General features: G+C 72.1%; 26 protein-coding genes and 1 pseudogene. 18 read left to right on the top strand and 9 right to left on the bottom strand.

Annotated elements, in window-relative coordinates:
* Positions 1-710, bottom strand: a pseudogene (locus L6E12_RS17240) (hypothetical protein); the annotation flags it as partial.
* A 642-nt stretch (positions 711-1,352) separates the two neighbouring features.
* On the opposite strand from L6E12_RS17240, the gene L6E12_RS17235 reads away from it, so the two are divergent.
* The 3 genes from L6E12_RS17235 to L6E12_RS17225 all read left to right on the top strand — a co-directional run bounded on the left by L6E12_RS17235 (position 1,353) and on the right by L6E12_RS17225 (position 7,212).
* A complete protein-coding gene (locus tag L6E12_RS17235; protein ID WP_255683248.1) occupies positions 1,353-2,426 on the top strand; it encodes a S8 family peptidase in 1,074 nt (357 codons plus the stop codon).
* A gap of 400 nt (positions 2,427-2,826) precedes the next feature.
* Positions 2,827-6,201: a pyruvate carboxylase gene (locus tag L6E12_RS17230; RefSeq protein WP_236228941.1), complete on the top strand. Its 3,375-nt coding sequence runs from the start codon at positions 2,827-2,829 to the stop codon at positions 6,199-6,201.
* 510 nt (positions 6,202-6,711) lie between these two features.
* The gene (locus tag L6E12_RS17225) at positions 6,712-7,212 is read left to right on the top strand and encodes a hypothetical protein (protein ID WP_236228940.1); all 501 of its coding nucleotides are present in this window, start codon (positions 6,712-6,714) and stop codon (positions 7,210-7,212) included.
* Between the two features lie 100 nt (positions 7,213-7,312).
* Here the strand turns inward: L6E12_RS17225 and L6E12_RS17220 are convergent, their stop codons facing one another.
* Positions 7,313-9,400 (bottom strand): ATP-binding domain-containing protein, encoded by a 2,088-nt coding sequence (locus L6E12_RS17220; RefSeq protein WP_236228939.1) that lies wholly within the window; start codon positions 9,398-9,400, stop codon positions 7,313-7,315.
* Positions 9,401-9,550: 150 nt separating this feature from the next.
* Between L6E12_RS17220 and rsmD the strand changes: the two genes are divergently transcribed.
* Both rsmD and coaD read left to right on the top strand, forming a co-directional pair.
* Positions 9,551-10,108 (top strand): 16S rRNA (guanine(966)-N(2))-methyltransferase RsmD, encoded by a 558-nt coding sequence (gene rsmD / locus L6E12_RS17215; RefSeq protein WP_236228938.1) that lies wholly within the window; start codon positions 9,551-9,553, stop codon positions 10,106-10,108.
* 60 nt (positions 10,109-10,168) lie between these two features.
* Positions 10,169-10,660, top strand: a complete 492-nt coding sequence (gene coaD / locus L6E12_RS17210) for a pantetheine-phosphate adenylyltransferase (protein WP_035284110.1) — start codon at positions 10,169-10,171, stop codon at positions 10,658-10,660.
* A gap of 25 nt (positions 10,661-10,685) precedes the next feature.
* Here the strand turns inward: coaD and L6E12_RS17205 are convergent, their stop codons facing one another.
* Positions 10,686-11,126: a GNAT family N-acetyltransferase gene (locus tag L6E12_RS17205; RefSeq protein ID WP_200873395.1), complete on the bottom strand. Its 441-nt coding sequence runs from the start codon at positions 11,124-11,126 to the stop codon at positions 10,686-10,688.
* A 71-nt stretch (positions 11,127-11,197) separates the two neighbouring features.
* Between L6E12_RS17205 and L6E12_RS17200 the strand changes: the two genes are divergently transcribed.
* The 9 genes from L6E12_RS17200 to L6E12_RS17160 all read left to right on the top strand — a co-directional run bounded on the left by L6E12_RS17200 (position 11,198) and on the right by L6E12_RS17160 (position 17,473).
* Positions 11,198-11,632, top strand: coding sequence for a ribonuclease (locus L6E12_RS17200; protein ID WP_236228937.1), 435 nt, complete (start codon positions 11,198-11,200; stop codon positions 11,630-11,632).
* Between the two features lie 115 nt (positions 11,633-11,747).
* Positions 11,748-12,500, top strand: coding sequence for a DivIVA domain-containing protein (locus tag L6E12_RS17195; protein WP_035284113.1), 753 nt, complete (start codon positions 11,748-11,750; stop codon positions 12,498-12,500).
* Positions 12,501-12,599: 99 nt separating this feature from the next.
* The gene (locus tag L6E12_RS17190) at positions 12,600-13,181 is read left to right on the top strand and encodes a DUF177 domain-containing protein (RefSeq protein ID WP_035284115.1); all 582 of its coding nucleotides are present in this window, start codon (positions 12,600-12,602) and stop codon (positions 13,179-13,181) included.
* Positions 13,182-13,239: 58 nt separating this feature from the next.
* Positions 13,240-13,422 (top strand): 50S ribosomal protein L32, encoded by a 183-nt coding sequence (gene rpmF / locus L6E12_RS17185; RefSeq protein ID WP_236228936.1) that lies wholly within the window; start codon positions 13,240-13,242, stop codon positions 13,420-13,422.
* A 25-nt stretch (positions 13,423-13,447) separates the two neighbouring features.
* Positions 13,448-14,188 carry a ribonuclease III gene (gene rnc, locus L6E12_RS17180; protein WP_110082042.1) on the top strand — a complete coding sequence of 247 codons (741 nt, stop codon included), beginning with the start codon at positions 13,448-13,450 and terminating at the stop codon, positions 14,186-14,188.
* On the top strand, positions 14,181-15,047 hold the full coding sequence (mutM, locus tag L6E12_RS17175; protein WP_236228935.1) for a bifunctional DNA-formamidopyrimidine glycosylase/DNA-(apurinic or apyrimidinic site) lyase: 867 nt from the start codon (positions 14,181-14,183) through the stop codon (positions 15,045-15,047). The genes rnc and mutM overlap by 8 nt, the downstream gene beginning before the upstream one ends.
* A 114-nt stretch (positions 15,048-15,161) precedes the next feature.
* A complete protein-coding gene (locus tag L6E12_RS17170; RefSeq protein WP_236228934.1) occupies positions 15,162-15,491 on the top strand; it encodes a PadR family transcriptional regulator in 330 nt (109 codons plus the stop codon).
* Complete coding sequence (locus L6E12_RS17165; RefSeq protein WP_236228933.1) at positions 15,488-16,720, top strand: hypothetical protein; 1,233 nt, start codon at positions 15,488-15,490, stop codon at positions 16,718-16,720. Before L6E12_RS17170 ends, L6E12_RS17165 begins: the two co-directional genes overlap by 4 nt.
* Positions 16,721-16,798: 78 nt before the next feature.
* Positions 16,799-17,473 (top strand): response regulator, encoded by a 675-nt coding sequence (locus L6E12_RS17160; RefSeq protein ID WP_236228932.1) that lies wholly within the window; start codon positions 16,799-16,801, stop codon positions 17,471-17,473.
* 49 nt (positions 17,474-17,522) lie between these two features.
* Here L6E12_RS17160 and L6E12_RS17155 read toward each other — a convergent pair whose 3' ends face one another.
* Together L6E12_RS17155 and L6E12_RS17150 are read right to left on the bottom strand one after the other, a co-directional pair.
* Complete coding sequence (locus tag L6E12_RS17155; protein WP_374201893.1) at positions 17,523-18,092, bottom strand: HD family hydrolase; 570 nt, start codon at positions 18,090-18,092, stop codon at positions 17,523-17,525.
* A 7-nt stretch (positions 18,093-18,099) separates the two neighbouring features.
* Complete coding sequence (locus L6E12_RS17150; RefSeq protein ID WP_255683247.1) at positions 18,100-19,218, bottom strand: helix-turn-helix transcriptional regulator; 1,119 nt, start codon at positions 19,216-19,218, stop codon at positions 18,100-18,102.
* Between the two features lie 214 nt (positions 19,219-19,432).
* Between L6E12_RS17150 and L6E12_RS17145 the strand changes: the two genes are divergently transcribed.
* From L6E12_RS17145 to L6E12_RS17135, 3 genes are all read left to right on the top strand, one after another.
* Positions 19,433-19,744 carry a hypothetical protein gene (locus tag L6E12_RS17145; protein ID WP_236228929.1) on the top strand — a complete coding sequence of 104 codons (312 nt, stop codon included), beginning with the start codon at positions 19,433-19,435 and terminating at the stop codon, positions 19,742-19,744.
* Positions 19,745-19,813: 69 nt separating this feature from the next.
* Complete coding sequence (locus tag L6E12_RS17140; RefSeq protein ID WP_236228928.1) at positions 19,814-20,293, top strand: hypothetical protein; 480 nt, start codon at positions 19,814-19,816, stop codon at positions 20,291-20,293.
* A gap of 83 nt (positions 20,294-20,376) precedes the next feature.
* The gene (locus L6E12_RS17135; protein WP_236228927.1) at positions 20,377-21,210 is read left to right on the top strand and encodes a phosphotransferase family protein; all 834 of its coding nucleotides are present in this window, start codon (positions 20,377-20,379) and stop codon (positions 21,208-21,210) included.
* 1 nt (position 21,211) lies between these two features.
* Here L6E12_RS17135 and smc read toward each other — a convergent pair whose 3' ends face one another.
* The 4 genes from smc to L6E12_RS17115 form a co-directional block, all read right to left on the bottom strand.
* Positions 21,212-24,985, bottom strand: a complete 3,774-nt coding sequence (gene smc, locus L6E12_RS17130; RefSeq protein WP_236228926.1) for a chromosome segregation protein SMC — start codon at positions 24,983-24,985, stop codon at positions 21,212-21,214.
* Positions 24,986-25,079: 94 nt separating this feature from the next.
* Positions 25,080-25,727 carry an anti-sigma factor gene (locus L6E12_RS17125; RefSeq protein ID WP_236228925.1) on the bottom strand — a complete coding sequence of 216 codons (648 nt, stop codon included), beginning with the start codon at positions 25,725-25,727 and terminating at the stop codon, positions 25,080-25,082.
* Complete coding sequence (locus L6E12_RS17120) at positions 25,724-26,239, bottom strand: sigma-70 family RNA polymerase sigma factor (RefSeq protein WP_233438615.1); 516 nt, start codon at positions 26,237-26,239, stop codon at positions 25,724-25,726. The genes L6E12_RS17125 and L6E12_RS17120 overlap by 4 nt, the downstream gene beginning before the upstream one ends.
* Before the next feature lie 32 nt (positions 26,240-26,271).
* The gene (locus tag L6E12_RS17115) at positions 26,272-26,565 is read right to left on the bottom strand and encodes an acylphosphatase (protein WP_236228924.1); all 294 of its coding nucleotides are present in this window, start codon (positions 26,563-26,565) and stop codon (positions 26,272-26,274) included.
* Between the two features lie 176 nt (positions 26,566-26,741).
* Between L6E12_RS17115 and L6E12_RS17110 the strand changes: the two genes are divergently transcribed.
* The coding region (locus L6E12_RS17110) for a hypothetical protein (RefSeq protein WP_374201892.1) at positions 26,742-26,984 on the top strand (243 nt) is incomplete at its 3' end.

Below are 26,984 nucleotides of genomic sequence, written 5' to 3'. Positions count from 1 at the left end.
ACCTCGGCGCGGGCGTCGGCCATGAGCTTCTTGTGCTCGGCCGTCAGGCTCGCGCGCATGCCCTCGTACTCGGCGTCGAGCTCCGCGTGGTTGCGGGTGTAGTCGGCCTCGAGCTGCTTGCGGCGCTCCTCGAGGTCCACGATCATCTTGTCGTGCTTGCCCTTGAGGTCGGCCGCGTACTTGTCCGCCGCCGCCCTGGTGTTGGCCGCCGCCTCGTTGGCCTTGTTGCCGGTGTTCGTGGCGTAGGTCTCGGCCTTGAGCCGGGTCTGCGCCGCGTACTCGTCGGCCCCCTTGCGGGTGCCCGCCGAGTAGCCGTCGGCCTCCTTGCGGGTGTTGGCCGCGTAGGCCTCCGCGTCCGCGCGGGTCGACTTGCCGTACTCGTCGGCCTGCCGCTTGAACTCGGCGATCTCCTCCTCGGCCAGCTGCATCATGAGCCGGACCCGCTCGGTCATGCCCTCGGTGCTGTTGGGGTTCGCGCTGATGCGGTTGAGCCGGGTGGTCGTCTCCAGTAGCTGCTGCTGCAACGAGCCGAGCGACTTGGTCAGCTCGCCGATCTTGCTCGCCGCCTCGTCCCGGTCCTTCGTGGCGTGGCGGAGGTCGTAGGTCAGGCGAGTGACTCGCTCGTTGACCTGCCGCGGGTTGTAGCCGCGCAGGACGGTGTCGAAGTGGGGGAGCCGGTCGTTCGACTCGGCGGCGTCACCAGAGGGCATTGCCTCACTTTAGTATGACCGCCTGCCGGGTGAACACGGCGCCCACGATAATTCTCCGTATCGAACAGCGGAGCAACTCGGGTCGCCCTCGGCGCGGTGAGCGCACCCGGGTGGTGTCGGGTGCGGACACGAGGTTGGATTGCTCACCTGTGGATGAAATCCTTGCCCGGCAAGGCTTCCGAAATGCTTCTGTCCTATCCGGTCATACCGGAACCGCTTCCGGGCTCGTTCCATTTCCGACCGTTCCCGATATCCTCTCGTGTTCGGCCGATGACGCATCGTGGCCAGCGGATTCCGGTCTTTCCCGCTTCCGCCGCGAACCGGACTCACTCGAACGGGTGACAAGTTGTCCCGCCGAACCGGGGCGATAAAACCGGACAAGCGTTCGGTGGCGGCGCTCCGCCAATGGTGCCGGGTCAATGGCGGCGAGCCGCTCCGCCGATGGGGGTGAGCCCCTCTGCCGACGGCGGCAGGGCCTTTCGCTGATGGCGGCAGGGCCTTCTGTCGATGATGGCGGATCGCTCTGCTGATGGTGGCGGACCGCTCTGTCGATGGTGGCGGACCACTCTGCCGATGGTGGCGGACCACTCCGGCAATTGGTGAACCTTGCCCGGTTCGCACCGCGCCGCTAACGAGGGAGACATGAAACCCACTCGCACCCGCCGCCCGCTCCTCGCGGTGGCCGCTCTCGTGCTGCTCGGCGCCGCCGCCACCGCGCTGCCCGCCCACGGGACCGCCGCCCGCGAGGCCACCGCCGACTACGTGGTCACGCCCGCGCGCGGCCCCGGCTACACCGCCCGCCTGACCCCCTCGGCGGCCGCCGCCCTCGCCGCGGACCCGGCCGTCGCCGCGGTCGAACCCGACGGCACCGTGCACGCCCTCGCCGACCAGCCCAACCCGCCGAACTGGGGCCTCGACCGCATCGACCAGCCCGCCCTGCCGCTCAACGCCAACTACCACTACGAGACCACCGCGGCGAACGTGCGCGCCTACATCGTCGACACCGGCGTCAGCGCGCACCCGGACTACGCGGGCAGGCTGCTGCCCGGGCACGACGCCACCGGGTCCGGCTCCACCGCCGACGGCAACGGCCACGGCACCTTCCTCGCGGGCATCGTCGGCGGCACCGCGCACGGCGTGGCCAAGCAGGTCCGGATCGTCCCGGTGAAGGTCCTCAACGCCTCCGGCTCGGGCACCACCTCCCAGGTCGTGGCCGGGCTGGACTGGATCGCCGCGAACGCGGTCAAGCCCGCCGTGGTCAACATGAGCATCGGCGGCGGCCCCAGCACGGCGATCGACGCCGCGGTGCGCCGGGTGATCGCCTCCGGGGTGACCGTCTCCGTCGCCGCGGGCGGCTCGGCCGCCAACGCGGCGAACTACTCGCCGTCGCGGGTCACCGAGGCGCTGGTCTCCGGCTCGCTGACCACCACCGACTGCCGCGCGAGCAACTCCAACTACGGCCCCACCGTCGACGTGCACGCCCCCGGGCAGAACATCCGGGGCCCGTGGCCCGGTGGCGGCACCAACACCCTGTCCGGCAGTTCCATCTCCTCCGCCTTCACCGCGGGCGCCGCCGCGCTGCGGGTGGCGGTCAACCCCACCTTGACCGCCGCGCAGGTGCACGCGGCCGTGGTCGGCACCGCCGTGCCGACCCCGTGCCCGTTCCCGACCGGCACCCCGAACCTGATCCTCCACACCGGACCCTTCGGCGGCTGACCGGGCGGACGTGCGCCCGACCCGCACCCCGGGCGCACGTCACGCACGGTAGTCGACCGGGAGCGCCGGGGTGCGACGTGGACGATCTTCCGGTGGTCCCCGCGGTGCGCGGGAACCCCGCGGCAACCGCCCGGCGAGAGCGGGGCGGCGTGACGGCCGACACTCACCCCGGTGCGGGAGAACGCCGGTGGACCGGTCCGGAGCACGGCGAATACCCGCACGCCCGGCACAATCGCGCCGGGGGTGAGAGCCTGCGGGGAGAATCTCGACCGCAGGAGGCCGACCCGGTCCGGGGGGTCGGGCGGGATGGTGCCCGTCACGCGGAACGATCCTCCCGGTGCCTGGGAAAACCACGGTAACCTCCTGCAACCGTCCCTGAGTCAGCAGGAGGTAACCGGGCATGTTCCGCAAGGTGCTTGTCGCCAACCGAGGCGAGATCGCCATCCGGGCGTTCCGAGCCGGGTACGAACTCGGCGCCGGGACGGTCGCCGTCTTCCCGCACGAGGACCGCAACTCCCAGCACCGGATGAAGGCCGACGAGGCCTACGAGATCGGCGAGCCGGGGCACCCGGTGCGGGCGTACCTGTCGGTCGAGGAGATCGTCGGGGCCGCGCGGAAGGCCGGTGCCGACGCCGTCTACCCCGGCTACGGCTTCCTGTCGGAGAACCCCGAGCTGTCCAAGGCGTGCGCGGACGCGGGCATCACCTTCGTCGGCCCGAGCCCGGAGATCCTGGAGCTGACCGGCAACAAGGCCCGCGCCATCGCCGCCGCGCGCGAGGCAGGCCTGCCGGTGCTGCGCTCGTCGGAGCCGTCCGAGGACGTCGAGGGCCTGCTGGCCGCCGCCGAGGACATCGGGTTCCCGATCTTCGTCAAGGCCGTCGCCGGTGGCGGCGGGCGCGGGATGCGCCGGGTCGAGGAGGCCGCGGGCCTGCGCGAAGCGCTGGAGGCGGCGATGCGCGAGGCCGAGTCGGCCTTCGGCGACGCCACCGTGTTCCTGGAGCAGGCGGTGCTCGACCCCCGGCACATCGAGGTGCAGATCCTCGCCGACGGCGCGGGCAACGTCATCCACCTCTACGAGCGCGACTGCTCCCTGCAGCGGCGCCACCAGAAGGTCATCGAGATCGCCCCGGCGCCGAACCTGCCGTCGGAGCTGCGCGACAAGATCTGCCAGGACGCGGTCGACTTCGCCCGGCACATCAACTACAAGAACGCGGGGACCGTCGAGTTCCTGCTCGACACCCGCGGCAACCACGTCTTCATCGAGATGAACCCGCGCATCCAGGTCGAGCACACGGTGACCGAGGAGGTCACCGACGTCGACCTGGTGCAGGCGCAGCTGCGCATCGCCGCCGGGGAGACCCTCGACGACCTCGGCCTGCGCCAGGAGGACATCTACCTGCGCGGCGCGGCGCTGCAGTGCCGCATCACCACCGAGGACCCGGCCAACGGGTTCCGCCCGGACACCGGGCTGATCAGCGCCTACCGCTCCCCTGGCGGCAGCGGCATCCGCCTCGACGGCGGCACCGCGGCGGGCGCCGAGGTCAGCGCGCACTTCGACTCCATGCTGGTCAAGCTCACCTGCCGGGGCCGCGACTTCGACCTCGCGGTGCGCAGGGCCAAGCGCGCCGTCGCCGAGTTCCGCATCCGCGGCGTGGCCTCGAACATCCCGTTCCTGCAGGCCGTCCTGGACGACCCGGACTTCCGCGCGGGCCGGGTCACCACGGCCTTCATCGAGGAGCGCCCGTACCTGCTGACCGCCCGGCACTCCGCCGACCGCGGCACCCGGCTGCTGACCTACCTCGCCGACGTGACGGTCAACAAGCCGCACGGCGAGCGCCCCAAGGTCATCGACCCGGTGGAGAAGCTGCCCCCCGTCGACCTGTCCGCGGAGCCGCCCGCGGGCTCCAAGCAGAAGCTGGTCGAACTGGGCCCGGAGGGCTTCGCCCGGTGGATGCGCGAATCCGTGCGCGTCGGCGTCACCGACACCACCTTCCGCGACGCGCACCAGTCGCTGCTGGCCACCCGGGTGCGCACCCGCGACCTGCTCGCCGTGGCCCCGCACGTGGCCCGCTCCACCCCGGAGCTGCTGTCGCTGGAGGCGTGGGGCGGCGCCACCTACGACGTGGCGCTGCGCTTCCTCGCCGAGGACCCGTGGGACCGGTTGGCCGCGCTGCGCGAGGCGGTGCCGAACATCTGCCTGCAGATGCTGCTGCGCGGGCGCAACACCGTCGGGTACACCCCGTACCCGACCGAGGTGACCGACGCGTTCGTCGACGAGGCCACCAAGACCGGCATCGACATCTTCCGCATCTTCGACGCGCTCAACGACGTCGAGCAGATGCGCCCGGCCATCGAGGCGGTGCGCGCCACCGGCACCGCCGTCGCCGAGGTCGCCCTCTGCTACACCGCCGACCTGTCCGACCCCGGCGAGCAGCTCTACACCCTCGACTACTACCTCAAGCTGGCCGAGCAGATCGTCGGCGCGGGCGCGCACGTCCTGGCGGTCAAGGACATGGCGGGCCTGCTGCGCCCGCCCGCCGCGGCCCGGCTGATCACCGCGCTGCGCAAGGAGTTCGACCTCCCCGTGCACCTGCACACCCACGACACCGCGGGCGGGCAGCTTGCCACCTACCTGGCCGCCATCCAGTCCGGGGTGGACGCGGTGGACGGCGCGGTCGCGTCGCTGTCGGGCACCACCTCGCAGCCGTCGCTGTCGGCGATCGTGGCCGCCACCGACCACAGCGACCGCGAGACCGGGCTGTCGCTGCAGGCGGTGTCGGACCTGGAGCCGTACTGGGAGATCGTGCGCAAGGTCTACCGCCCGTTCGAGGCGGGCCTGCCCGCGCCGACCGGCCGCGTGTACCTGCACGAGATCCCCGGCGGACAGCTCTCGAACCTGCGCACCCAGGCCGTCGCCCTGGGCCTGGGCGACCGGTTCGAGGAGATCGAGACCATGTACGCCGCCGCCGACCGGATGCTGGGCCGCCTGGTCAAGGTCACCCCGTCGTCGAAGGTCGTCGGCGACCTGGCCCTGCACCTGGTCGGCGCCGGGGTCGACCCTGCCGAGTTCGAGGCCGAACCCCACCGCTTCGACGTCCCCGCCTCGGTCATCGGCTTCCTGCACGGCGAACTCGGCGACCCGGCCGGGGGCTGGCCGGAGCCCTTCCGCACCAAGGCCCTCCAGGGCCGCCCCGCCCCCAAGGGCGTCGCCGAGCTGACCGAGGAGGACCGCGCGGGCCTGGCGGAGGACCCGCGCGCCACCCTCAACCGCCTGCTGTTCGCCGGACCCACCCAGGAGTACCGGGCCCACCGCGACCAGTTCGGCGACACCAGCGTCCTGGCCAGCAAGGACTTCTTCTACGGCCTGGAACAGGGCAAGGAGTACGCCGTCTCCCTGGAGAAGGGCGTCACCCTCCTCATCGAACTGGAGGCCATCGGCGACGCCGACGAGCGCGGCGTGCGCACGGTGATGGCCACCCTCAACGGCCAACTGCGCCCGATCCAGGTCCGCGACCGCTCGGTCGCCTCCGACCTCCCGGTCGCGGAGAAGGCCGACCGGGCCAACCCCGACCACGTCGCCGCGCCGTTCGCCGGGGTGGTCACCCTGGCTGTCGCCGAGGGCGACCGGGTGGAGGCCGGGGCGACCATCGCCACGATCGAGGCGATGAAGATGGAGGCCGCGATCACCGCGCCGAAGGCGGGTTCGGTGGCGCGGCTGGCGATCGGTGGGGTGCAGCAGGTGGAAGGCGGCGACCTGCTGGCCGTGCTGTCCTAGGGCCTCGTTTTCAAGCTGATGCACGGCCGAGTGGATTCGCCCGGCCGTGCATCGCTTTGAGAGCCGGTCGTTTGGTGGTGGTGCCCGGGTGGGTGGATCTGCTCGGCAGTGCCTGTGTATCAAAGCCCGGGAGTTTTCGGGGCCTGCCCGGGTGGGTGGATCCGCTTGGGCGGGGCCCCTACGCCGATCATGTGCCCAGTGTGACCGAGTGGGGCGAAAAGATGCCCCACAGCCCGAGCAGGCTTGCACATGATCGGCACCCCCACCCAAGCAGATCCACCCACCCGGGCATTTCCGTAGCCGGGCCGCCGGTTTGTTGGGTGGTCGGCAACTGCGCACGGTGGGGGTTCCGCGTGGCTGGCCGCCAGTCTTGCGGTTGCGGGGGTGGTCGGCGGCTGCGCCCGTGGGGCTCCGGGTGGCTGGGCCGCCGGTTGGGGTGGTCAGCTCGGCTTTGTCTCCTGGCTGAGTCGATTCACCCGCCTGGGTGGTGTCAGGTGGGATGCTGTCGCGGTGGACGTGGTGGTGCAGTGGGTGCGGACGTGGTGGACGAAGGAGTCGCGCAGTGGTGCTGCGGCTGCCCGCCGCAACGCGCTGCCGACGGCGTTCGTGCTGCCGGAGGTGGTGGCGCCGGTGGTGCACGCGGTCGAGATGCGGGAGTGGGAGGACGACTTCGCGCCTCGCTCATCGGTGGTGCGCGCCTTGCCGGAGCGGGACGCGGTGCGGTTGCGCGAGGCCGACGGGACGCTCCGGGTCATGCTGGGTTCGACGGCGGGTTCCCTCCCGCGGCGGCGCCCACCCGCGGTGCGGTTGCGGCCCGGTGAGTGGGTGTGCTGGCAGATGACGCACCGCACTGCGAGCGCGCTCGGACGGGGGCGCTGGTACTACGGGTTGACGACCATGCGGTTGGCCTATGCCCCAGTGGTTTCGCCGACGGTGTTCCTCGGGGTGCCGACCCGGCACGTCGACGAGCGCGTCCAGTTGACCGTGTACCGCCGATCGGCACCGCGGTGATCCGCTCCCGCGAACCCGTGCCGGGCTGATCACCCACCCCCACGGCGAGGGCCGCGCCCCTGGCGGGAGCGCGGCCCTCGTGCTGATTCCGGGGATCCGATCAGCGCCCGTCGGGCCACGTCTCGTCCGTCGTCAGGACCGTGAGCCGCTGCGTGGCGCGGGTCAGCGCCACGTAGAGGGTGCGCGGGCCCGTGGTGGACTCGGCGACCAGTTCGCCGGGTTCGACCAAGACCACCGCGTCGTACTCCAGGCCCTTGGACTCCAGGCCGTCGACCACGCGCAGGCGGTCCTCGCCGAGGCCCTCGGCGGCGGTGCGGAGTTCGGGGAGCCTGGCCGAGGCGGTGATGATGCCGACCGTGCCGTCCACCTCGGACAGCAGGTCGGCGGCGGCCTTGAGGGCGGTGGTGTCCAGGTCCTCCTGCGCGCACACCTGGACCAGGGGGTCGACGCCGGTGCTGCGGACCGCGTGCGGGAGCTGGTCGGGGGTGGCCACGTGGCTGACGACCCGGCCCGCCAGTGCGAAGATCTCCGCCGAGTTGCGGTAGTTGGTGCGCAGCGCGAAGCGGCGGTGCTGGGTGCGCGGTCCGCCGAACGCGGCCTCCTGGGCCTGCCGGGCCTCCGCCGGGTCCGGCCAGGAGGACTGGACCGGGTCGCCGACGACGGTCCAGCTCGCGTACTTGCCGCGCCTGCCGACCATGCGCCACTGCATCGGGGAGAGGTCCTGGGCCTCGTCGACCACGATGTGGGAGTACTCGTCGTAGTCCTCGCGCGGGGGTGGGAGCTGGTTGTCGCGGCTGCGGTGCCTGCGCCTCGGGGGGCGGCCCAGCAGGACCCGCAGTTCGTCGAGCAGGGCGACGTCGGCGACGGTGAAGCCCGCCTCCGGGTCGGCCCAGGAGTCGGCCAGGAGGTCGACCTCGGCGCGGGTGAGGCCGCGCCCGGCCATCCTGGCCAGCCTGCGGCGGTCGGACAGGCCGCGCAGCACCTCGGCGGGGGTCAGCAGTTGCCACCACACGACGACGAACCGGTGGAAGTCGATCCGCTCGCCCAGCTCGGTGATCAACTCCGCGCGCTTGACCGGGAAGTCCTCGTAGGACTCCGCCTTGCGCCACAGGGCCTCCAGCAGCGCCTCGGCCGCGTCGACCCGGGACTGGTTCGGTGGGCGCCGCCCGTTGTGCACCGAGGCCCGGACCCGCGCCAGTTCGCGCGCGTCGAGCTTGAGCACCTCGCCGTGGTAGACGATGCGCAGTTCCGTCGGGGCGTCGGCGGGGGCCTCGCGGATGGCCTTCTTCAACACCCGGCGCATCCGCAGCGAACCCTTGACCGCCGCGACCGGGCCGGGGTCGGTGCGGGTGGCCCTGACCCCGTCGAGCAGGTCGCTCAGCGAGCGCAGCTCCACGGTGTCCTCGCCCATCGAGGGCAGCACCCGGGAGATGTAGGAGGTGAACGCCGGGGACGGGCCGACCACCAGCACACCCGCGCCGCCCATGCGCCGCCGGTCCCGGTAGAGCAGGTACGCCACCCGGTGCAGGGCGACCGCCGTCTTGCCGGTGCCCGGGCCGCCGGTGATCTCGGTGACCCCGCGCCACGGCGCCCGGATCGCCTCGTCCTGCTCCTTCTGGATGGTGGCCACGATGTCGCGCATGTTCTCGCCGCGCGCCCGGGTCAGGCTGGCGATCAGCGCGCCCTCGCCGACCACCGGCATGGTGTCCTGCCGCGCCTCGGGCATCAGCAGGTCGTCGTCGATGTCGACCACGGACTGGCCGGTGGAGCGGATCACCCGGCGCCGGATCACGCCCATCGGCTGCTCGGCGGTCGCCTGGTAGAACGGCGCCGCCGCGGGGGCGCGCCAGTCGGTCACCAGGTTGTCGAACTCGCTGTCGCGCACCCCGAGGCGGCCGACGTACATCGTCTCGGTGTCGGTGGTGTCCAGCCGCCCGAACACCAGGCCCTCGTGCTCGGCGTCGAGCGAGCGCAGGATCTGGTTCGCGTGCCGCACCATCACGTCGCGCTCGAAGAGCATCGCCGCCTGCTCGAAGACGGCTTCGTTGCGCGCGCCGTGGGCGAGTTCGTCGCCGCGGTCGCGCATGGCCTCCGCCTCGTCGCGCATCTCGGCGACCCGCGTGTAGACGACGTCGACGTGCTTCTGCTCGACCGCGATCTCGGCCTCTCTCACCGAGGTTTCCGACACCCAGCGCTCCCACGGTTCGTTCGGACGGGAAAAGCGAGATTACGCGCTTTGTCGCGGCCGGGAATCGGCCGCCGGGTCTATGTGCTCCGCCTCACCCCCTCGGGTGCCCCGCGGTGCGGTCGGTGACCCGTGATCGGGCACGATGGGGTGGTGACCAGGATCGTGGCCGGGACCGCGGGCGGGCGCAGGCTGGGGGTGCCCGCGAAGGGCACCCGGCCGACGTCGGACCGGGTGCGGGAGGCGCTGTTCAGCGCGCTGGAGGCGTCGGTGGGCCTGCGCGGCGCCCGGGTGCTCGACCTCTACGCCGGGTCGGGCGCGCTGGGGCTGGAGGCGTTGTCGCGCGGCGCGGCGCTGGCCACCCTGGTCGAGCACCACCGCGACGCGGTGGGCGTGCTGCGCCGCAACGCGGGCGCGGTCGGGCTGCCCGGCGCCGACGTCCGCGCGGGCAAGGTCGCCACCGTCCTGGCCACGCCGCCGGACGCGCCCTACGACGTGGTCTTCGCCGACCCGCCCTACGCCATCGCCGACACCGAACTGGCCGCCGCGCTCGCCGCCCTGGTGGAGCGGGGGTGGACCGCCCCGGGCAGCACCGTCGTGGTCGAGCGGGCGGCCAGGGCCGGGGAGCCCGGCTGGCCGCCGGAGCTGGTCGCGGACCGCTCCCGCCGCTACGGCGACACCGAGCTGTTCTGGGCGACGCACCGGGGCTGAGCAGGTGACACGTCGGTGAACAGGGCTGGACGCCGGGGCCGCCTCCGGTAGTTTCCGGGCATGACCCGAGTCGTCTGCCCCGGTTCCTACGACCCGCCGACCAACGGTCACCTCGACGTGTTCGAACGGGCGTCGCGCCTGTTCGAGGAGGTGGTGGTGCTCGTCGGGGTGAACAAGAGCAAGAAGGGCCTGTTCACCGTCGAGGAGCGCATCGAGCTGCTGGCGAGCGCGGTCGGGCACCTGGGCAACGTGCGGGTCGACTCCTGGTACGGCCTGACGGTCGACTACTGCGCCGAGCACGGCGTGCAGGCGATCGTCAAGGGCCTGCGCACGGCCACCGACTTCGACTACGAGTTGCCGATGGCGCAGATGAACCAGCAGCTCACCGGGGTGGAGACGCTGTTCGTGCCGACCCGGCCCGGGTACAGCCACCTGTCGAGCTCGCTGGTCAAGGAGGTCGCGGCGTTCGGCGGCGAGGTCGTCGACATGCTGCCCCCCGAGGTCCACAAGCGCCTGCTGGTCCGGCTGGCCGAGCAGCGGGACAAGGGCTAGGAACCCGCCGCGGTCCTGGTCTCCGCTACAGCGGCAGCTTCATCCCGACGTGGCTGGCCACGAACCCGAGCCGCTGGTAGAAGCGCTGCGCGTCCTTGCGGGAGGCGTCGGTGGTGAGCTGCACCAGGACCGCGCCGCGCTCGCGGGCGGTGTCGATCGCCCACTCGAACAGCCGTTCACCGAGCCGGGCGCCGCGGTGGTCCGCGCGCACCCGCACGCCCTCGATGGTCGCCCGGGTGGCGCCCATGCGGGACAGCCCGGGGGTGAGGGTGAGCTGGAGCGTGCCGACGACCTCGCCCGCCTCCTCGGCGACGACCAGGACCTGGTGGGGATCGGCGTCGATGGCCCGGAAGGCCTCGTCGTAGCGGGGGGAGCCGGGCAGTTCGCGGCTCGCGCCCAGCGGGTCCTCGGCCAGCATCGCGACGATCGCGGGAACGTCCTCGGCTCGGGCTGGTCGGATCTCCACGTGATCAGACTGCCACAGCGGGTTCACCTCTCCGTATTGGAGTGCTCACCACATCAGGTTACTGTTGGTTAATGAGCAACATCACACTGAAGATGGTGAAGCCCCTCCTCGCGCTGGTGTTCGCAACCCTCGCCCTGCTCGGCCTCGCGGGACCGGCCACGGCTGCCCCGGCCCTGCCCGACCCGGCCGCCACCGCGCTCGCCCAGCCCGCGTGCGGCAACACGTCGAGCTACGACCTCGTCCGGCTGTCCGCCCTGCCCGTGCAGGCCACCGACACCTACGAGCTGATCCAGACCGGCGGCCCGTTCCCGTTCACCCAGGACGGCACCGTGTTCCAGAACCGGGAGGGCGTCCTGCCCGCCTGCGCGACCGGCTACTACCACGAGTACACGGTCATCACCCCGGGCTCCGGCGACCGCGGCGCCCGCCGCATCGTCACCGGCGGCGGTGGCGAGTACTTCTACACCGGCGACCACTACGGCAGCTTCTCCCTGATCGACGTCTGATTCCCGCTCGCCCCGGGACGCGGGCGCCGGGCGGGGACACGCCCGGGGCCTGCGTCCCGCCCCACCGCGCCACCTGCGGCAGAATCGGTGCGGGAGCCGTGGTGGAGGTGGAGCTGTGTACAAGGTCTTCGAGGCGATCGACGAACTGGTGACGATCCTGGAGGAGGCCAGGGGCGTGCCCATGACGTCGGGGTGCGTGGTGCCCCGCGGTGACGTCCTGGAACTGCTCGACGAGGTCCGCGACGCGCTGCCCACCGAGGTGGACGACGCCCAGGACGTGCTCGACCGCAAGGACGAGATCATCGGCGCCGCCGAGCACGCCGCCGAGTCCATGCTCAGCAAGGCCAGGCTGGACGCCGAGACCATGGTCGCCGACGCCCGCGCCGAGGCCGATCGCCTGGTCGCCGAGGCCGCCGCGCACGCCGACCGGCTCGTCGCCGACGCCCAGGACGAGGCCGACCGGGTCGCCGCCGCGGGCCGCGCCGAGTACGAGGACCTGGTCGGGCGCTCCCGCGACGAGGCCGACCGGATGACCCAGGCGGGCCGCGAGTCCTACGAGCGCGCCGTCGAGGAGGGCCGCTTCGAGCAGGGCAGGCTGGTGTCGCAGACCGAGGTCGTGCAGGCCGCGCGGACCGAGTCCGCGCGCATCCTCGACGCCACCGCCGAGGAGGCCGCCCGCCAGCGCGCCGAGTGCGACGCCTACGTCGACGGCAAGCTCGGCGAGTTCGAGGAGCTGCTCTCGCACACCCTGCGCACCGTCGGCAAGGGCCGGGTGCACCTGCGCGGCGGGATGGGCGCGGTGCCCGCCGGGGTCGCCGCCCCCGCCTTCGACGGCCACGGCGCCCCGTTCGACTACGACGGCGCCTGAGCCGCATCCGGATTTCGCCGCGGGCGCCGATTCGCGTACCCTGACCTGGTTGACCGCGTGGTCGGACGAACCCCCGCAGAAGGTGCTGACGAGCGAGCCATGTCCTCTTCCCGCAAGAGCCAGCAGGACCGACCGGTCCTGACCAGTTCCTGGGTCATCGACACCCGCGAGCTGGGCAGGCGGCCGGGGTCGAGCCGACCCGTCCGCCGCACGGCGCAGGCCAACCACGCCATCGGGCTGGAGGGCGTCATCGCCGTCCCGGCCGGTGCCGAGGTCGAGCTGGACCTGCTGCTGGAGTCGGTGGTCGAGGGCGTGCTGGTCTCCGGGACCGCGGTCGGGACCCTGGAGGGCGAGTGCTCCCGGTGCCTGGACCCGATCACCTCCGAGGTCGACGTCGACATCACCGAGCTGTTCGCCTACCCGGACAGCACGACCGACGAGACCACCGACGACGACGAGGTCAGCAGGCTCGTCGACGACCTGGTCGACCTGGAACCGGTGGTCCGCGACGCGGTCGTGCTGGCCGTGCCGCACGTGCCGCTGTGCGAACCGGACTGCGCGGGCCTGTGCGCCGAGTGCGGCGGCAAGTGGGCCGAGGTCGGGCCCGATCACCGGCATGAGACCATTGACCCTCGGTGGGCCGCGCTGCAGGAGCGGTTCCAACAGGGGTCGGGTCAGTAGTCCGCTCAGCTTCACCGCCCGAGTCCTGCACACACAGCTCGTCAGAGGAGATTCAGTCGTGGCCGTCCCCAAGCGGAAGATGTCGCGTTCCAACACCCGCTCGCGCCGTTCGCAGTGGAAAGCCAGTGCCGTGCACCTGGTGAACTGCTCGAACAAGGCGTGCCGCGAGCTCAAGCCGCAGCACATCGCCTGCCCGACCTGCGGCCAGTACGACGGTCGCCAGGTCACCCAGCCCGCGTGACCCTCCGGCGGAAGTAGAACCAGGTATGGGGGCCAAGGCGTCCCGCGGGCCCACCGCGGAGCCTGAGACGCTGCTCGACGCGCTCGGCGTCCAACTGGACGCCGAGCTGCTCGTGCTCGCCCTGACCCACCGCTCGTACGCGTACGAGAACGGGGGCCTGCCCCCGAACGAGCGGCTGGAGTTCCTGGGTGACGCGGTGCTCGGCCTGGTGGTGACCGACCACCTCTACCGCACCCACCCGGACCTCCCCGAGGGCCAGTTGGCGAAGCTGCGGGCCAGTGTGGTCAACATGCACGCGCTGGCCGGGGTCGCCCGCGGCCTCGGCCCCGGCGGCCTCGGCGCGCACCTGCTGCTGGGCAAGGGCGAGGAGCTGACCGGCGGCCGGGACAAGGCGAGCATCCTCGCCGACGGCATGGAGGCGGTCATCGGCGCGGTGTACCTGGAGCACGGGATCGACACCGCGCGCCGGGTCGTGCACAAGCACTTCGACCCGCTGCTGGCCGAGGCCCCGCTGCGCGGCGCCGGTCTGGACTGGAAGACCAGCCTCCAGGAGCTGACGGCGTCGGCGGGCCTGGGCGTCCCGGAGTACCGGGTGCGCGAGGAGGGGCCGGACCACCGCAAGGAGTTCACCGCCATCGTCGTGGTGAACGGCCAGGGCTACGGCAACGGCGACGGCCGCACCAAGAAGGAAGCCGAGCAGAAGGCCGCCGAGGCGGCCTGGCGCGAGCTCACCGAGAAGATCTCCTCGGCCGGGGACGGTGCCTGAGCTCCCCGAGGTCGAGGTCGTCCGCCGCGGCCTGCGCGACCACGTCGTGGGCAGGCACATCGCGGAGGTGGACGTCTTCCACCCGCGCGCCATCCGCAGGCACGTCCCCGGTGCGGTCGACTTCGCCGCCCGGCTGGTCGGGCACTCGTTCACCGACGCCCGCCGCCGTGGCAAGTACCTGTGGGTCGACCTCAGCTCCGGCGAGGCGGTGCTGGCCCACCTGGGGATGAGCGGCCAGATGCTGGTCCAGCCCGTGGGCGCCCCCGACGAGTTGCACCTGCGGGTGCGCGTCTCCTTCGCCGACGGCGGCCCCGAACTGCGCTTCGTCGACCAGCGCACCTTCGGCGGCCTGTCCGTGGAGGAGGTCACCGAGGTCGACGGCGTGCCCCTGCCCACCCCGGTCGCCCACATCGCCCGCGACCCGATGGACCCCGACTTCGACCCGGCGGCGGCGGTCGCCGCGCTGCGGCGCAGGCGGACCGAGGTCAAGCGCGCCCTGCTCGACCAGACCGTGGTCTCCGGCATCGGCAACATCTACGCCGACGAGGCGCTCTGGCTGGCCCGGCTGCACTGGGCCCGCCCCGCCGACGGGCTGAGCAGGGCCAAGGCGGCGGAACTGCTGACCGCCGCCACCGACGTGATGAACCAGGCCCTCCGGGCGGGCGGCACCTCGTTCGACGCCCTGTACGTCAACGTCAACGGCCAATCCGGCTACTTCGACCGGTCGCTGAACGCCTACGGCCAGGAGGGCAAGCCGTGCCCGCGCTGCGGCAGGCCCATCCGCCGCGAGCCGTTCATGAACCGGTCCTCGTTCTCCTGCCCCCGGTGCCAGCCGCACCCGCCGGGCTTCCAGCTCTGACCCACCAGGTTCCCGCACCCTGAGCTGCACTTCGTCAACTCCGCTGTTCCGCGCCTTGCGCGGTACTGCGCTTTGCGCAATAGTGTTCCTAGCGCGATACCGGGGAGGGGATCGATGGACACGAGCCAGTTGCTCAAGGGGGTGCTGGACCTCGCCGTGCTCGCCGTGCTCCAGGACGAGGACGGCTACGGGTACGACGTGCTGCGCAGGCTGCGCGGCGGCGGCATGGGGGAGGTGGGCGACGCCTCCGTCTACGGAACGCTGCGGCGGCTCTACAAGGCGGGCCTGCTCACGTCCTACGTGGTGCCCAGCGACGAGGGGCCGCACCGCAAGTACTACGGCATGAACGACGCGGGCCGGGCGCGCCTGGTCGAGTCGGAGAAGGCGTGGCGCGCCTTCCAGGAGACATTGGACGCGATTCTGCGGAAGGGGGCGGCGGCGTGAACGGCGAGATCGACACCCGCCCGGGACTGGAGGACTACCTCACCGAGGTGCGGTCGGCGCTGTCCGACCTCCCCGCCGACGAGGTCGCCGAGATCATGGAGGACGTCGAACCCAACGTCTACGAGGTCTACGGCGAAACCGGTTCCCTCCCGGCGCTCACCGCCCGCCTGGGCACCCCGCAGTCCTACGCCGACGAACTCCGCGCGGCGGGCGACTACCCACCACCGCCCCCGGCGCCGGTCCGGCGCGGGGCGGGCCGCGCCTTCCTGGCCAGGTACGTCCTGTGGATCACCGGGCTGACCCTGGTGGTGGCGCTGATCACCGGGATCGCGGTGGAGAACCGCTACGAACCGGAGCGGTTCGCGGTCCTGTTCGTCGTCGCCCTCGCGCTGCTCCCGGCGCTGTGGCTGCTGCACTCCCGGCGGGTGGGCCGCGCGGACGTCGAGGCCCTGGCCGAGTACCAGGCCGCGCGCCGGGCGGGCCGCTCCGCCGTCGAGGCGGTGCCCGCGCACATCACGGCGTACCTGCGCGGCCTGCAACCCGCGTGGTGGCTGGTGCGCATCGTGCTGCTCGCCGTGGCGCTGGTGGCGGCCCTGATGATCCGCTCCGGTGGCTTCGTCCTGATCGGCATCGTGGTGGCGGTCCTGCTGTGGTCGGGTCCGCGCGTGCGCCACGACCGCCGCTGGCTGCCGGTCGTCCTGGCCGCCAACGCGTTCACCGTGGGCGTCGCCATCGCCCTGGCCCTGTCGGTCTTCTCGGACGCGGAAGCCTCGTCCCGCCCGTACGGGTACGGGTACGCGGGCTACTCCACCTCCGGTCTCACCTACGACGGGAGCACGGTCACCAACCTGTACGCGGTGGACGCCCAGGGCAAGCCCATCCCGGTGTTCTACCTCTACGACCAGGACGGCACCCCGCTCCGCTCGTACAGCTCGACCTGCAACTCCCGGGGCGGCCTCCACTCCGAGGACACGAGCAACCGGTACCCGCAGCCCGAGGTCGACTACGGCCGGTACGGCTGCGTGGAGAGCACGACCATGCCGTTCGTGCCCCTGCCCCCGGTGGCGGGCCCGAGCCCCACACCCACCGCTCCCTCTGCGTCCACCGCACCGACCCCGCCGCCGTCGGCCGCGCCGACCTCCACTGCGCCGACCTCCACCGCACCACCCGAGACCACCACCCCGTCGGCGCCCGCCGCGCAGCCGCCGACACCACCGACCACCGGGTAGGGGAGACCCGGCGGCAGGGGGGCGGAGCGGGAGCGGGCGTCGGGGGCCCGCTCCCGCTCCGGCGTCTACCGTGTCCCCGTGACCCGAGTGCTGGTGGTGGACGACGAACCGCAGATCGTGCGGGCACTGCGCATCAACCTCACCGCCCACGGGTACGAGGTCGTCACCGCCGCCGACGGCGCGGCCGCCCTGCGCGCCGCCGCCGAACGCCACCCCGACGTGGTGGTCCTCGACCTCGGCCTGCCCGACCTCGACGGGGTCGAGGTCATCGAGGGCCTGCGCGGCTGGACCTCCGTCCCCATCCTCGTCCTGTCCGCCAGGCTCGACAGCGGCGACAAGGTCGCCGCCCTCGACGCGGGCGCCGACGACTACGTCACCAAACCGTTCGGGATGGACGAACTCCTCGCCCGCCTGCGCGCCGCCGTGCGGCGCGCGGCCCCGGTGGCGGACGAACCGGTGGTGCGGACCGCGTCGTTCACGGTGGACCTGGCGGCCCGGAAGGTGTCGCGGGCCGGAACGGAAGTCCACCTGACACCGACGGAGTGGGGGCTGCTGGAACTGCTGGCCCGCAACCGGGGCAAGCTGGTGCCGCAGCGCCAACTGCTGCGCGAGGTCTGGGGACCGGGGTACGAGTCGGAAACCCACTACCTGCGCGTGTACCTGGCCCAGTTGCGGCGCAAGCTGGAGGACGACCCCGGGACGCCCCGGCACCTGATCACCGAGGCGGGCATGGGCTACCGGCTGGAGGTCTGACCTCGACCCGCGTTGCGCGGCCGATGCTCCTGCGCCTGTGTTGAGCGGATCAGCGCTCGCGCCAGGCCAGGGGCGACACGGTGAGCGCCGCCTCGGCGATCCGGCGCCCGGTGGCCGTGGTCAGACCCGCCCGCGCGGAGTCGATCCAGCCGTCCACCCGCTGGACACCGGTGTCGCGGTACTCGACGGCTTGCAGCAGCATCTCCAGCTTGTCCGCGTCGGCCGCGCAGCGCGCCTCCGGGGACTCCCGCGCCTCGTACTCGTCCACGGCCGTGCGCACCAGTTCGCGGGCGGCGCCCGGCAGGCCAGCGGTCTGGTCGGCGGTGATCTGCCGGGGGTCGGGCTTGGTGAGGTAGCCCTTCACGGTGTGCGGCAGGTCCCCCGTACGGGTCTCCTGCGTGTCGTGCCAGAGGGCCAGGAACGCCGCTCGGGCGGGGTCGGCCCCCTCCTCCGCGGCGATCAACGCCGCGAGCTGGGCCACCCGGGCGGTGTGCTCGCCGACGGACTCCGGATCGCGAACCCCGACGTGCCACCACCCGCTGCGTCGAATGCGCTTGAGAACGCCGAGTTCATAACCGAAAGCGGCCACTGCGGTGGCGTCGGTGGTCTGGTCGGACACGGTTCTCCTACCGCTTGGCGATGCGCAAAGCATAGTGCAGGCCCGTGACTTGACTGTGGCCGATGCGCGTCAGCGGGCCTGCGGAAGCCACGCGGTCCAGGGCTTCGGCGAGCGGCTGGCGAATGGTGGCCGCATCAGTGAGCAGTGTGGGTCGGGAGGCTACCAGCGCGTGAATCGTATGCAGGTTCAGTGGTAGGTGCAGAGAAGTGGGGACCAGGCGCTCGGTGAGGTGGTGTAGCAGTCTTGTCCCAAACCAAAGGCGGGTGTCGATGTCACGCATGAAGTCGTCGCTGTTCTGCTCGCCGGGCGATTCGCCGATCCAGTGTGCCCAGTAGTTCAGGTTCACTGTCTCCGCTGTTGTGTCGGCGGTGACGGTGAGGAAGTCGTGCAGGCTGCTCTCATCGCCGGTCGATGCCAGGGCAACTGACGCGGACCGGGCTTCCATCAGGGTGGCGATGTCCCCATCCGGCGACAATCTGCGGCCTGCTCTCCGCCACTCCTCCCGGAGCCAGTCCACGATGTGCGGTCGATTGTCAAAGCTGAGCAGGTACACAGCTTGTCTGCGCAGCAGTGCATCTTCTGGATGTCTGCCCCGTTCGGCCACGGTGACCAGGTGATCGAACAACCGGCGGATTTCTTCGGTTGAAAGATGTGGTTGCCGTGTACCAGGCCCACGTCGGGGGACCTTTGGTGTGAACTCGGTCAGCTGGGACGGCGGCTTGCCGGTCAGTGGCCAAGTGATCAGATTGGTCAGGCTGCGGCGGTGTACCTGCGTCGCCAAGGGATGCACAACCGGCTCGATCCAGGTATCCGCAGCCGTGATCCCGGTGGCCAAGACCAGATCGGCTTCCAGTGCCTCTCTCAGGTGCCGTCGGGTGGAGGGTGGTGCTCCCAGGTGGATGAGTCGGTCACCGAGTCGGAAGAAGTCCCCGGCGGGCATCGCGGCGAGGGGGCGCCGCCCGGATTCCCAACTCTGCAAGGTGGTCACGTCCACACTCAACGACTCAGCCAGTCGTTCTTGGGTGAGACCTGCGGTTCGGCGGGCCAGTTGGAATACGAAACCTGAAATGACGCCGGTGGATCGCGAACCCTGACCGCTGGTCAGGGTTGTTGGTCTCTTCCGCATCCTCGCCGCCTTTCGTACCCCGGCAGTCGGGGGCGCACTCGTACTCCCGGTCGGTTTTCATAGCCGTCGGGTGATCGTAGCGTCACTTCCTGTGAACAGAGCTGAGAACAATGGCCGAATTCGCCTGGTCAACACCCACAGGCAGCCCTCGATGGCTGTGCGGGATTCAGTCTCGTCGCCGGTCGGGCTCTTGGTGGCTGCGCGCACTGGGCGTGTGAGCACTGACGAGGTGGCGATGGCCGCTTTCCCCCAGTTGGAGCGCCTGATCACAGTGTCAGACGCCGGGTGGATGTTCCTGCCGCCGCCGGTGGCGGACGGCCACTCGGTCGAGACCCATGGTGTGCGCACATGGCCTGATGGATCGGTGGACGCGATCCGGGTGCGCCACGACACCGATGCCGCCGCACTGCGCTGCGACCGCGAGGGCGAGATCACCTGGGAGCGCGGTGGGAACCTGGACGAGGTCATCGACGGGTTGTTGACGTTGCCCGCTCAAGGTGGCTGCCCTGCTCCCTCCCGGCCGTAGCGCACCTGGTTTCGCAGATGCTTTGACTCTCCGCGCTGACCGGCGCGGTGACGAAACGGAGGAGTTCACGTGATCGCTGTTGAAAAAATTCAGCGCACCACAGGCCGATCGCTGATCGATGCCGGCCTGTTCGACCGACTGGTCCGCCGGATCGGTGCGGAAGAGGAGATGGACCGCAGCCTCGCCGAGCGGGTCGTGGACCAAGCCCTCGCCTTCCTCGCCGCGTGCGCGGTCAACACCGCTGACCCGCTGGCGCCGAGTGAGTTGGTGGACGTCGGGTGGCACACGTTCATCCTGCACACGCGGGACTACGCTCAGTTCTGTCATCGCATCGCAGGCCGCTTCATCCACCACGTGCCGACGAGCGAGTACGACCGCAATGCCGATGGGGACAATGCGCGTGCCACTCTGGTACGCACCGTGGAGGCCATCGAGCGCACAGGCTTGGCCCTCGACGAGGACCTCTGGTCCACTTCGGGGTCAAAGTGCCAGAAGTGCAGCGGTTGCCACAACGGTTGTCACGACGATCCACCACCGCCACCCGCATAGTCCAGAGGAAGACAATGGCCAGTTGCCCCTGGGGCGAGTTGCCCCTGGCGGTTCGCACCGCGATTGAGGAAGCCACCGGGAAGGTGCTGCACACCGAGACCTCTCCGGCAGGCCGCAACTCCGATTTCTCGGCCGTGCTGCACTCGGCAGGCGGGACGGTGTTCTGCAAGGGGATCGCGGGTTCTGAGGGCAAGCGCGGGCGGATGCACCGCCACGAAGCGGACATCAACCCGTGGTTGCCCGGGGCTGTCACACCGGCACTGCGGTGGCGGACCGAGGCCGATGGATGGCTGCTGCTCGGGTTCGACCCTGTGCCCGGGCGGCACGCCGACCTGGCCCCCGGGTCGCCGGACCTCGTGGCCGTGGCCGCCGTGGTGACCGCCCTGACCGATGAACTGGCCCACTGCCCGGCCGAGGCGCCCCGCCTCGCCGAGCAGTGGGCCAGGTTGGCCGCGTGGCGCAGGCTCGCCGTGGACATCCCCGACGAACTCGACGGTTGGGCCAAGGCACACCTCGACTTGCTCATCGACTGGGAGTCGCGCGCGATCGAATTGGTCGACGGCGACGACCTCGCCCACACAGACCTGCACCCACTGAACATCCTTGTCGGCGGCGGCGGTGCGAAGGTGGTGGACTGGGCGTGGTCGCGCAAGGCCAATGCCGCCGTGGACGTGGCTTTCCTGATCGCCCGGCTGATCGACGCCGGACACCCGGCTCCCGCTGCGGAACGGTGGGCCGAGGTGGTGCCGGTCTGGCGCGCGACGCCCCCGGCAGCCCGTACCGCGTTCGCTGTGGCGATCGCGGGCATCTGGGCGTTCCTGCAACAGGAGCAGCCGTTGGCGCATCGCGCCGGTCTGACCGCCGCCGCGCGCACGTGGGCACGCCACCGGCTCGACGATGTGGGACCGGGTGGCTGAGCTATTGCTCAGGGAGAACGGGGGGTTGGCCCTGTTCTGCCGCCGGTGTTGCCTCACCGGGGGGCGCCTGGGGTTCAGAGGGAGCTTGGGAGTCAGTGATCGGCTCAGCGGGCGCAGCGGCCTCGGTCGCTGCCCGGGCCGCGTCCGCCGCTGCCTGTTCGGCCTTCGCCTTGGCTGCGGTGATGTGGGCGGGGGCGGGGCGGGATTCGTTGAGGCGCTGGGAGATGACCTGGGTGATGCCGTCGCCGCGCATGCTGACGCCGTAGAGGGCGTCGGCGATCTCCATGGTGGGTTTCTGGTGGGTGATGATGATGAGCTGGCTGCTGGCGCGCAGTTGTTCCAGCAGGCCGATGAGGCGGCGCATGTTGGTGTCGTCCAGGGCGGCCTCGACCTCGTCCATCACGTAGAACGGTGAGGGGCGGGCGCGGAAGATGGCGACCAGCATGGCCACCGCCACCAGCGACTTCTCGCCGCCGGAGAGCAGGGACAGGCGCTTGACCTTCTTGCCCGGCGGGCGGGCCTCGACGTCCACCCCGGTGGCGAGCATGTCGTCCGGTTCGGTGAGGATCATGCGGCCCTCGCCGCCGGGGAACAGGACGTCGAAGACCGTCTCGAACTCCCTGGCGACGTCGAAGTAGGCGGAGGTGAAGACCTCCAGGATCTTGTCGTCGACCTCCTTGATGACCGTGAGGAGGTCGCGGCGGGTGGCCTTGAGGTCTTCGAGCTGGGTGGAGAGGAACTTGTAGCGCTCCTCCAGCGCGGCGAACTCCTCCAGCGCCAGCGGGTTGACCTTGCCCAGCAGGGTCAGGTCGCGCTCGGCGCGCTTGGCCCGGCGGGCCTGGGTCTCGCGGTCGTACGGTGTGGACGGTGGGGTGGAGACCTCCTCGCCGCGCTCGCGGGCCGCCTCGTACTCGGCCAGTTCGGCGGGCGACGGCGGGACCGCCACGTCCGGGCCGTACTCGGCGACCAAGTCGTCGAGGCCGATGCCGAACGTCTCCGCGATCTTGACCTCGAGCTGCTCCAGTCGCAGGCGCTGCTCGGCGCGCAGGACCTCGTCGCGGTGCACGGCGTCGACGAGCTTCTCCAGTTCCGACGACAGTTCGCGGACCTTGGCCCGGACGTCGGTGAGGACCCGCTCGCGCTCGGCCCGCTGCGCCTGCACCACGTCGCGCTCCTCGGCGGCGCGGGCCAGCGACAGCGCGATGCGCTCCAGGGCCAGTTCGCCGCCGTCGACCACGGCCTGCGCCACGGTCGCACCGCGCTGCCGGGCGGCCATCGCGCGGGCGGCGCGCTCCCTGGCCTCGCGTTCGGCGCGGGCGGCGCGGCGGAGCTGGTCCGCCTTGCCCTGCAGCGCGCGGTGGCGCTCCTCGGCGGTGCGCAGCGTCAGCCGCGCCTCCATCTCCTCCTGCCGCGACGAGGCCAGCGCGCCCGCGTACTCGTCGCGCTCGGCGGAGTCCGGTTCGTCCTCGACCTGCTCGTCCTGCACGACCGCGAGGCGCTCCTCCAGGTCGGCGAGCTTGACCAGCGCCTCCTCCCGGCTGGCCTCGACCTTGCCGCGCTGGGTCAGGGCCCGCTCCACCTCGGCTTCGGCCGAGCGGACGACCTGGCGCAGCCGGTTGAGCCGCTCCGACGACCGGGCCGCGCGGACCTTCGCGTCGTTCATCAGCTCCTTGACCGCGGTCACGTCGTCGCGGCGGGCCTGCTGCTCGGCGCGGGCGCCCTCCAGCGCCGCCGCCGAGTGCTCCAGCGCCCGCTCGGCCGCGGCCAGCTTGCCGTTGGCCTCGTCCACCGCGGCCTGCACCTCGATGACGCTCTGCGCCCGCTCCGAACCGCCGATCGCCCAGTGCGCGCCCAGCAGGTCGCCCTCACCGGTCACCGCCCGCACCTGCGGGTGCTCGGCGACCAGCGCCCGCGCCGACGGCAGCGCCTCCACCACGGCCACCAGGTCCAGCGCCCGGTGCACCGCGGGCAGCAGCGCCTCGGGCGCGCGCACCAGGTCGACCGCCCAGCGCGCGCCCGGCGGCAGCACCGGCCACCCGGACCGGTCGACGGTGAACGCGCCGCCGACGAGCAGACCGGCTCGGCCCGCGTCCCCGGCGCGCAGCATCCGCAGCGCCTCCACCGCCCCGTCCGGGTCGGCGACGGCGACCGCGTCGGCCACCGGGCCCAGGGCGGCGGCCAGGGCGGCCTCCGCACCCGGTTCCACGGTCAGCAGCGCGGCCACCGACCCGAGCAGCCCGGGCAGGCGGTCGGCGGCGGCGAGCAGCGCGCCCGCGCCGTCCTTGCGGGCCAAGCCCAGCGACAGCGCGTCGACCCTGGCCCTCCACGAGGCGATGTCGCGCTCGGCCTGCCGCTCGGCCCGGACCAGCTCGTCCACCCTGGCCCTGGCGGCGTCGCTCGCTTCCACCGCCCGCTGGTGGCGCTCGGCGAGGCCCGCGTCGTCGGTGTCCTCGACCTCGGTGCCCGCCTGCTCCTCGGCCAGTTCCTCGGCGGCGACCTCCGCGCGCTCGCGGGCCTCGCCGAGGGCGACCGACAGCCGCTCGATCTCCTCGCCGGTCGCGTTCGCCTTGCTGCGCAACGCCTCCACCTGACCGGACAGCCTGGCCAGGCCCTCGCGGCGGTCGGCGATGGCGCGGACCGCGGCCAGGTGCGCCTTCTCCGCCGCCTGCACCATCCGCTCCAGCTCGGCGCGGCGCTCGGTCGACTCGGCCAGGGTGTAGCGGGCCTCGGCGACGGCCTCGAACAGCTCGGCCTCGCGCATGGCCGTGTGCTCGGCCTCCTCCTCCAGCTCCTCCGGGTCGCGCCCGCCGCGCGGGGCCTCGCCCGCCGCCGACAGGTGCCGGGCGCGCTCGACGGCCAGGCGGACCGTGCCGCGCAGCCGCTCCTCCAGCGCGGAGAGCCGGTACCAGGTCTCCTGGGCGGCGGCGAGCTTCGGCGCGTCGACCGCCAGGTGCTCCTCCAGCTCGGCCTGCCGGGCGTGGCCGATCTCCAGGGCCTGCTCGACCTCGGCGCGCTTGCGCCGGGCGGTGGCCTCGTCGGCCTCGTCGCGGGCGATGTCGGCGCGCTGGGTGACCAGGTCGTCGGCGTGCAGGCGCAGCCGGGCGTCGCGCAGCTCCGACTGCACCGACTGGGCCTTGCGGGCGATCTCGGCCTGCTTGCCCAGCGGCTTGAGCTGGCGGCGCAGCTCGGCGGTGAGGTCGGTGAGCCGGGTGAGGTTGGCCTGCATCGCGTCGAGCTTGCGGATGGCCTTCTCTTTGCGCTTGCGGTGCTTGAGGACGCCCGCGGCCTCCTCGATGAACGCGCGGCGCTCCTCCGGCTTGGACTCCAGGATGGCGCTGAGCTGGCCCTGCCCGACGATGACGTGCATCTCCCGGCCGATGCCGGAGTCGCTGAGCAGTTCCTGCACGTCCATCAACCGGCAGCCGTTGCCGTTGATCTCGTACTCGCTGGCGCCGTCGCGGAACATCCGGCGGGTGATGGACACCTCGGCGAACTCGATCGGCAGCGCGCCGTCGGCGTTGTCGATGGTCAGCGTCACCTCGGCGCGGCCAAGCGGGGCGCGGCCCGCGGTGCCCGCGAAGATGACGTCCTCCATCTTGCCGCCGCGCAGGCCCTTGGCGCTGCCCTCGCCCATGACCCAGCGCAGCGCGTCGAGCACGTTGGACTTGCCGGACCCGTTGGGGCCGACGACGCAGGTGATCCCCGGCTCGAACTTCAGCGTCGTCGCCGAGGCGAAGGACTTGAACCCCTTCAGCGTCAGGCTCTTGAGGTGCACTGGGCGGGACCCTCCAGGTTACCGACTGCTGCCGCGATCCGGATGAGACTACCCGGGGCCCGCGGCGAGGTCCCCCAGGTGGGGGCCGACGCGGTCAGGCGGGTGCGGGCACGTCGACCAGCACGATGTCGTCGTCGGTCACCACCTCGACCCGGCTGATGCTGGACCGGTCGATGGAGGTGCTGCCCGGGATCTCCTCGTCCTGCCCGCCGCTGCCCCACCAGCCCGCGACCTCGCGGTTGCCGTCGCGGCCGCGCACCACCAGCTTGCACGGCTTGCCCGGCGGCACGTCGCGTAGCTTGATCTTGACCTCGGTGCCCCAGGAGCGGTCGATGAGCCGCACGTCCGCGCGGACCCCGCTGGCCGAGTCGGTCGCCGACCAGCTCACCGACGGCGGGGTCGACGCCGGTTCCTGGCGCAGCACCTCGAAGCCAACGAGCCCGGCCGCGGCCAGCACGACCACCGCCGCGGCCGCGCTGAGCAGCACCTTCCGCTTCGCCCACACCCCGCGGCGCGGCTCCGGCTCCGAGACGACCAGCAGGTCGGCCTCGGTGGGCTCCACGGCGTCCTCGAAGTCCTCCACGCGCACCCGGTGCAGCAGCCCCGGCAGCGGCGAGAGCCGCACCAGCTCCCCGCGGCAGGCGTCGCACCGGTGCAGGTGCGCCTCGAAGTCGGCGCGCTCGGCCGGGTCCAGCGCGCCGAGCAGGTAGGCGCCGAGGGACATCGTCTTCGTGCAGGTCACAGCTCCGTCACCCCCCGCTCCTCCAGGGCGTCGCGCAGGGCGCGCAACGCGTAGAACGACCTCGACTTGACCGTGCCCGGCGGCACCCCCAGCACCTTCGCCGCCTCCGCCACGGTCCGCCGCCGGTAGAACAGCTCGGCGATGACGTTGCGGTGGTCGCGCGAGAGCGCCCGCATCGCCTCGGCCACCTGCCAGCCCTGCAGGACCTGCTCGAACTCGTCCCCGGCGCGCGGCCAGTCCTTGTCCTCGATCGGCACCTCGGCGACCCGCGCCCGCTGCCTGCGGTAGCCGGTGATCACCAGGTTCCGCGCCACCGTGTACAGCCACGGCCCGGCCTTGTCGGCCTCCAGCGTCCCGGCGTTGCGCCAGGCGCGCAGCAGCGTCTCCTGCACCACGTCCTCGGCGCGCTGGTGGTCGCCGCCCACCGCGCGCAGCGCGTAGCCCAGCAGCGGCCGCCGGTAGCGGTCGTAGAGCTCGCGGACGAAGACGTCGTCCTCCTCGGGGGTGGGCACGCCAGGGACTACGCCGTCCGCCGCCCCCCGGTTCACCGCTCGACGAAACCGGGCAGGTCTCCCTTGGCGGCTCCCCACTGCTCCACCACCACCTCGACGGACCCCGGCGACCGGCCCGACCGCAGCACGGCCAGCAGCTCGTCGCAGCGCGCCCGGGTGCCCTCGGCCACCACCTCGACCCTGCCGTCGGCGGTGTTGCGGGCCCAGCCGACCAACCCCAGCTCCAGCGCCCGGGACCGGGTCCACCACCGGAAGCCGACGCCCTGGACGGTGCCGCGCACCCACGCCGTCAGCCGCACATCCGGTTCCCCGGCCACCTCGGACACCCCGCTATCGTGCTGTACACCAGACCCGTCACCCGCCCGCGCCCGGGCGGGTGGTTTTGTCGCCGGGTGATACGTTACCGCGTCGTGACGTGCGTCCCGACCGCGATCCGGCGCACCGCCGGGCCGCGGGGCGGCGCCGGGAGTGGCACCGGAAGTCCAGGAAGGGTTAACGGTTCATGTCTGATCCGATCGACCGGGCCGAGGTGGCCCCGCCCGAGGACCGGCCCGGCCTGCGCCGCTCGTCCTACGCCATCCTCGGTGTCTCCGGTGTGGTGCTCTCCACCGTGTTCGCCGCCGTGGCCGCGTTCGCCAACGGCGGGAGCGGCCAGTCGGTCCCCACGCGGGTGAACGAGGAGGTCCAGGTCGGCTCCTCGCGCACCACCGGGTCGACGCCGACCACCGCGAGCAGCACCAGCACG

The sequence above is a fragment of the Actinokineospora sp. PR83 genome (assembly GCF_021056305.1).
Classification (GTDB): Bacteria; Actinomycetota; Actinomycetes; order Mycobacteriales; family Pseudonocardiaceae; genus Actinokineospora; species Actinokineospora spheciospongiae.
The sequence above is the reverse complement of the archived record's forward strand: the minus strand, read 5'-3'. Positions and strand labels throughout refer to the sequence as shown.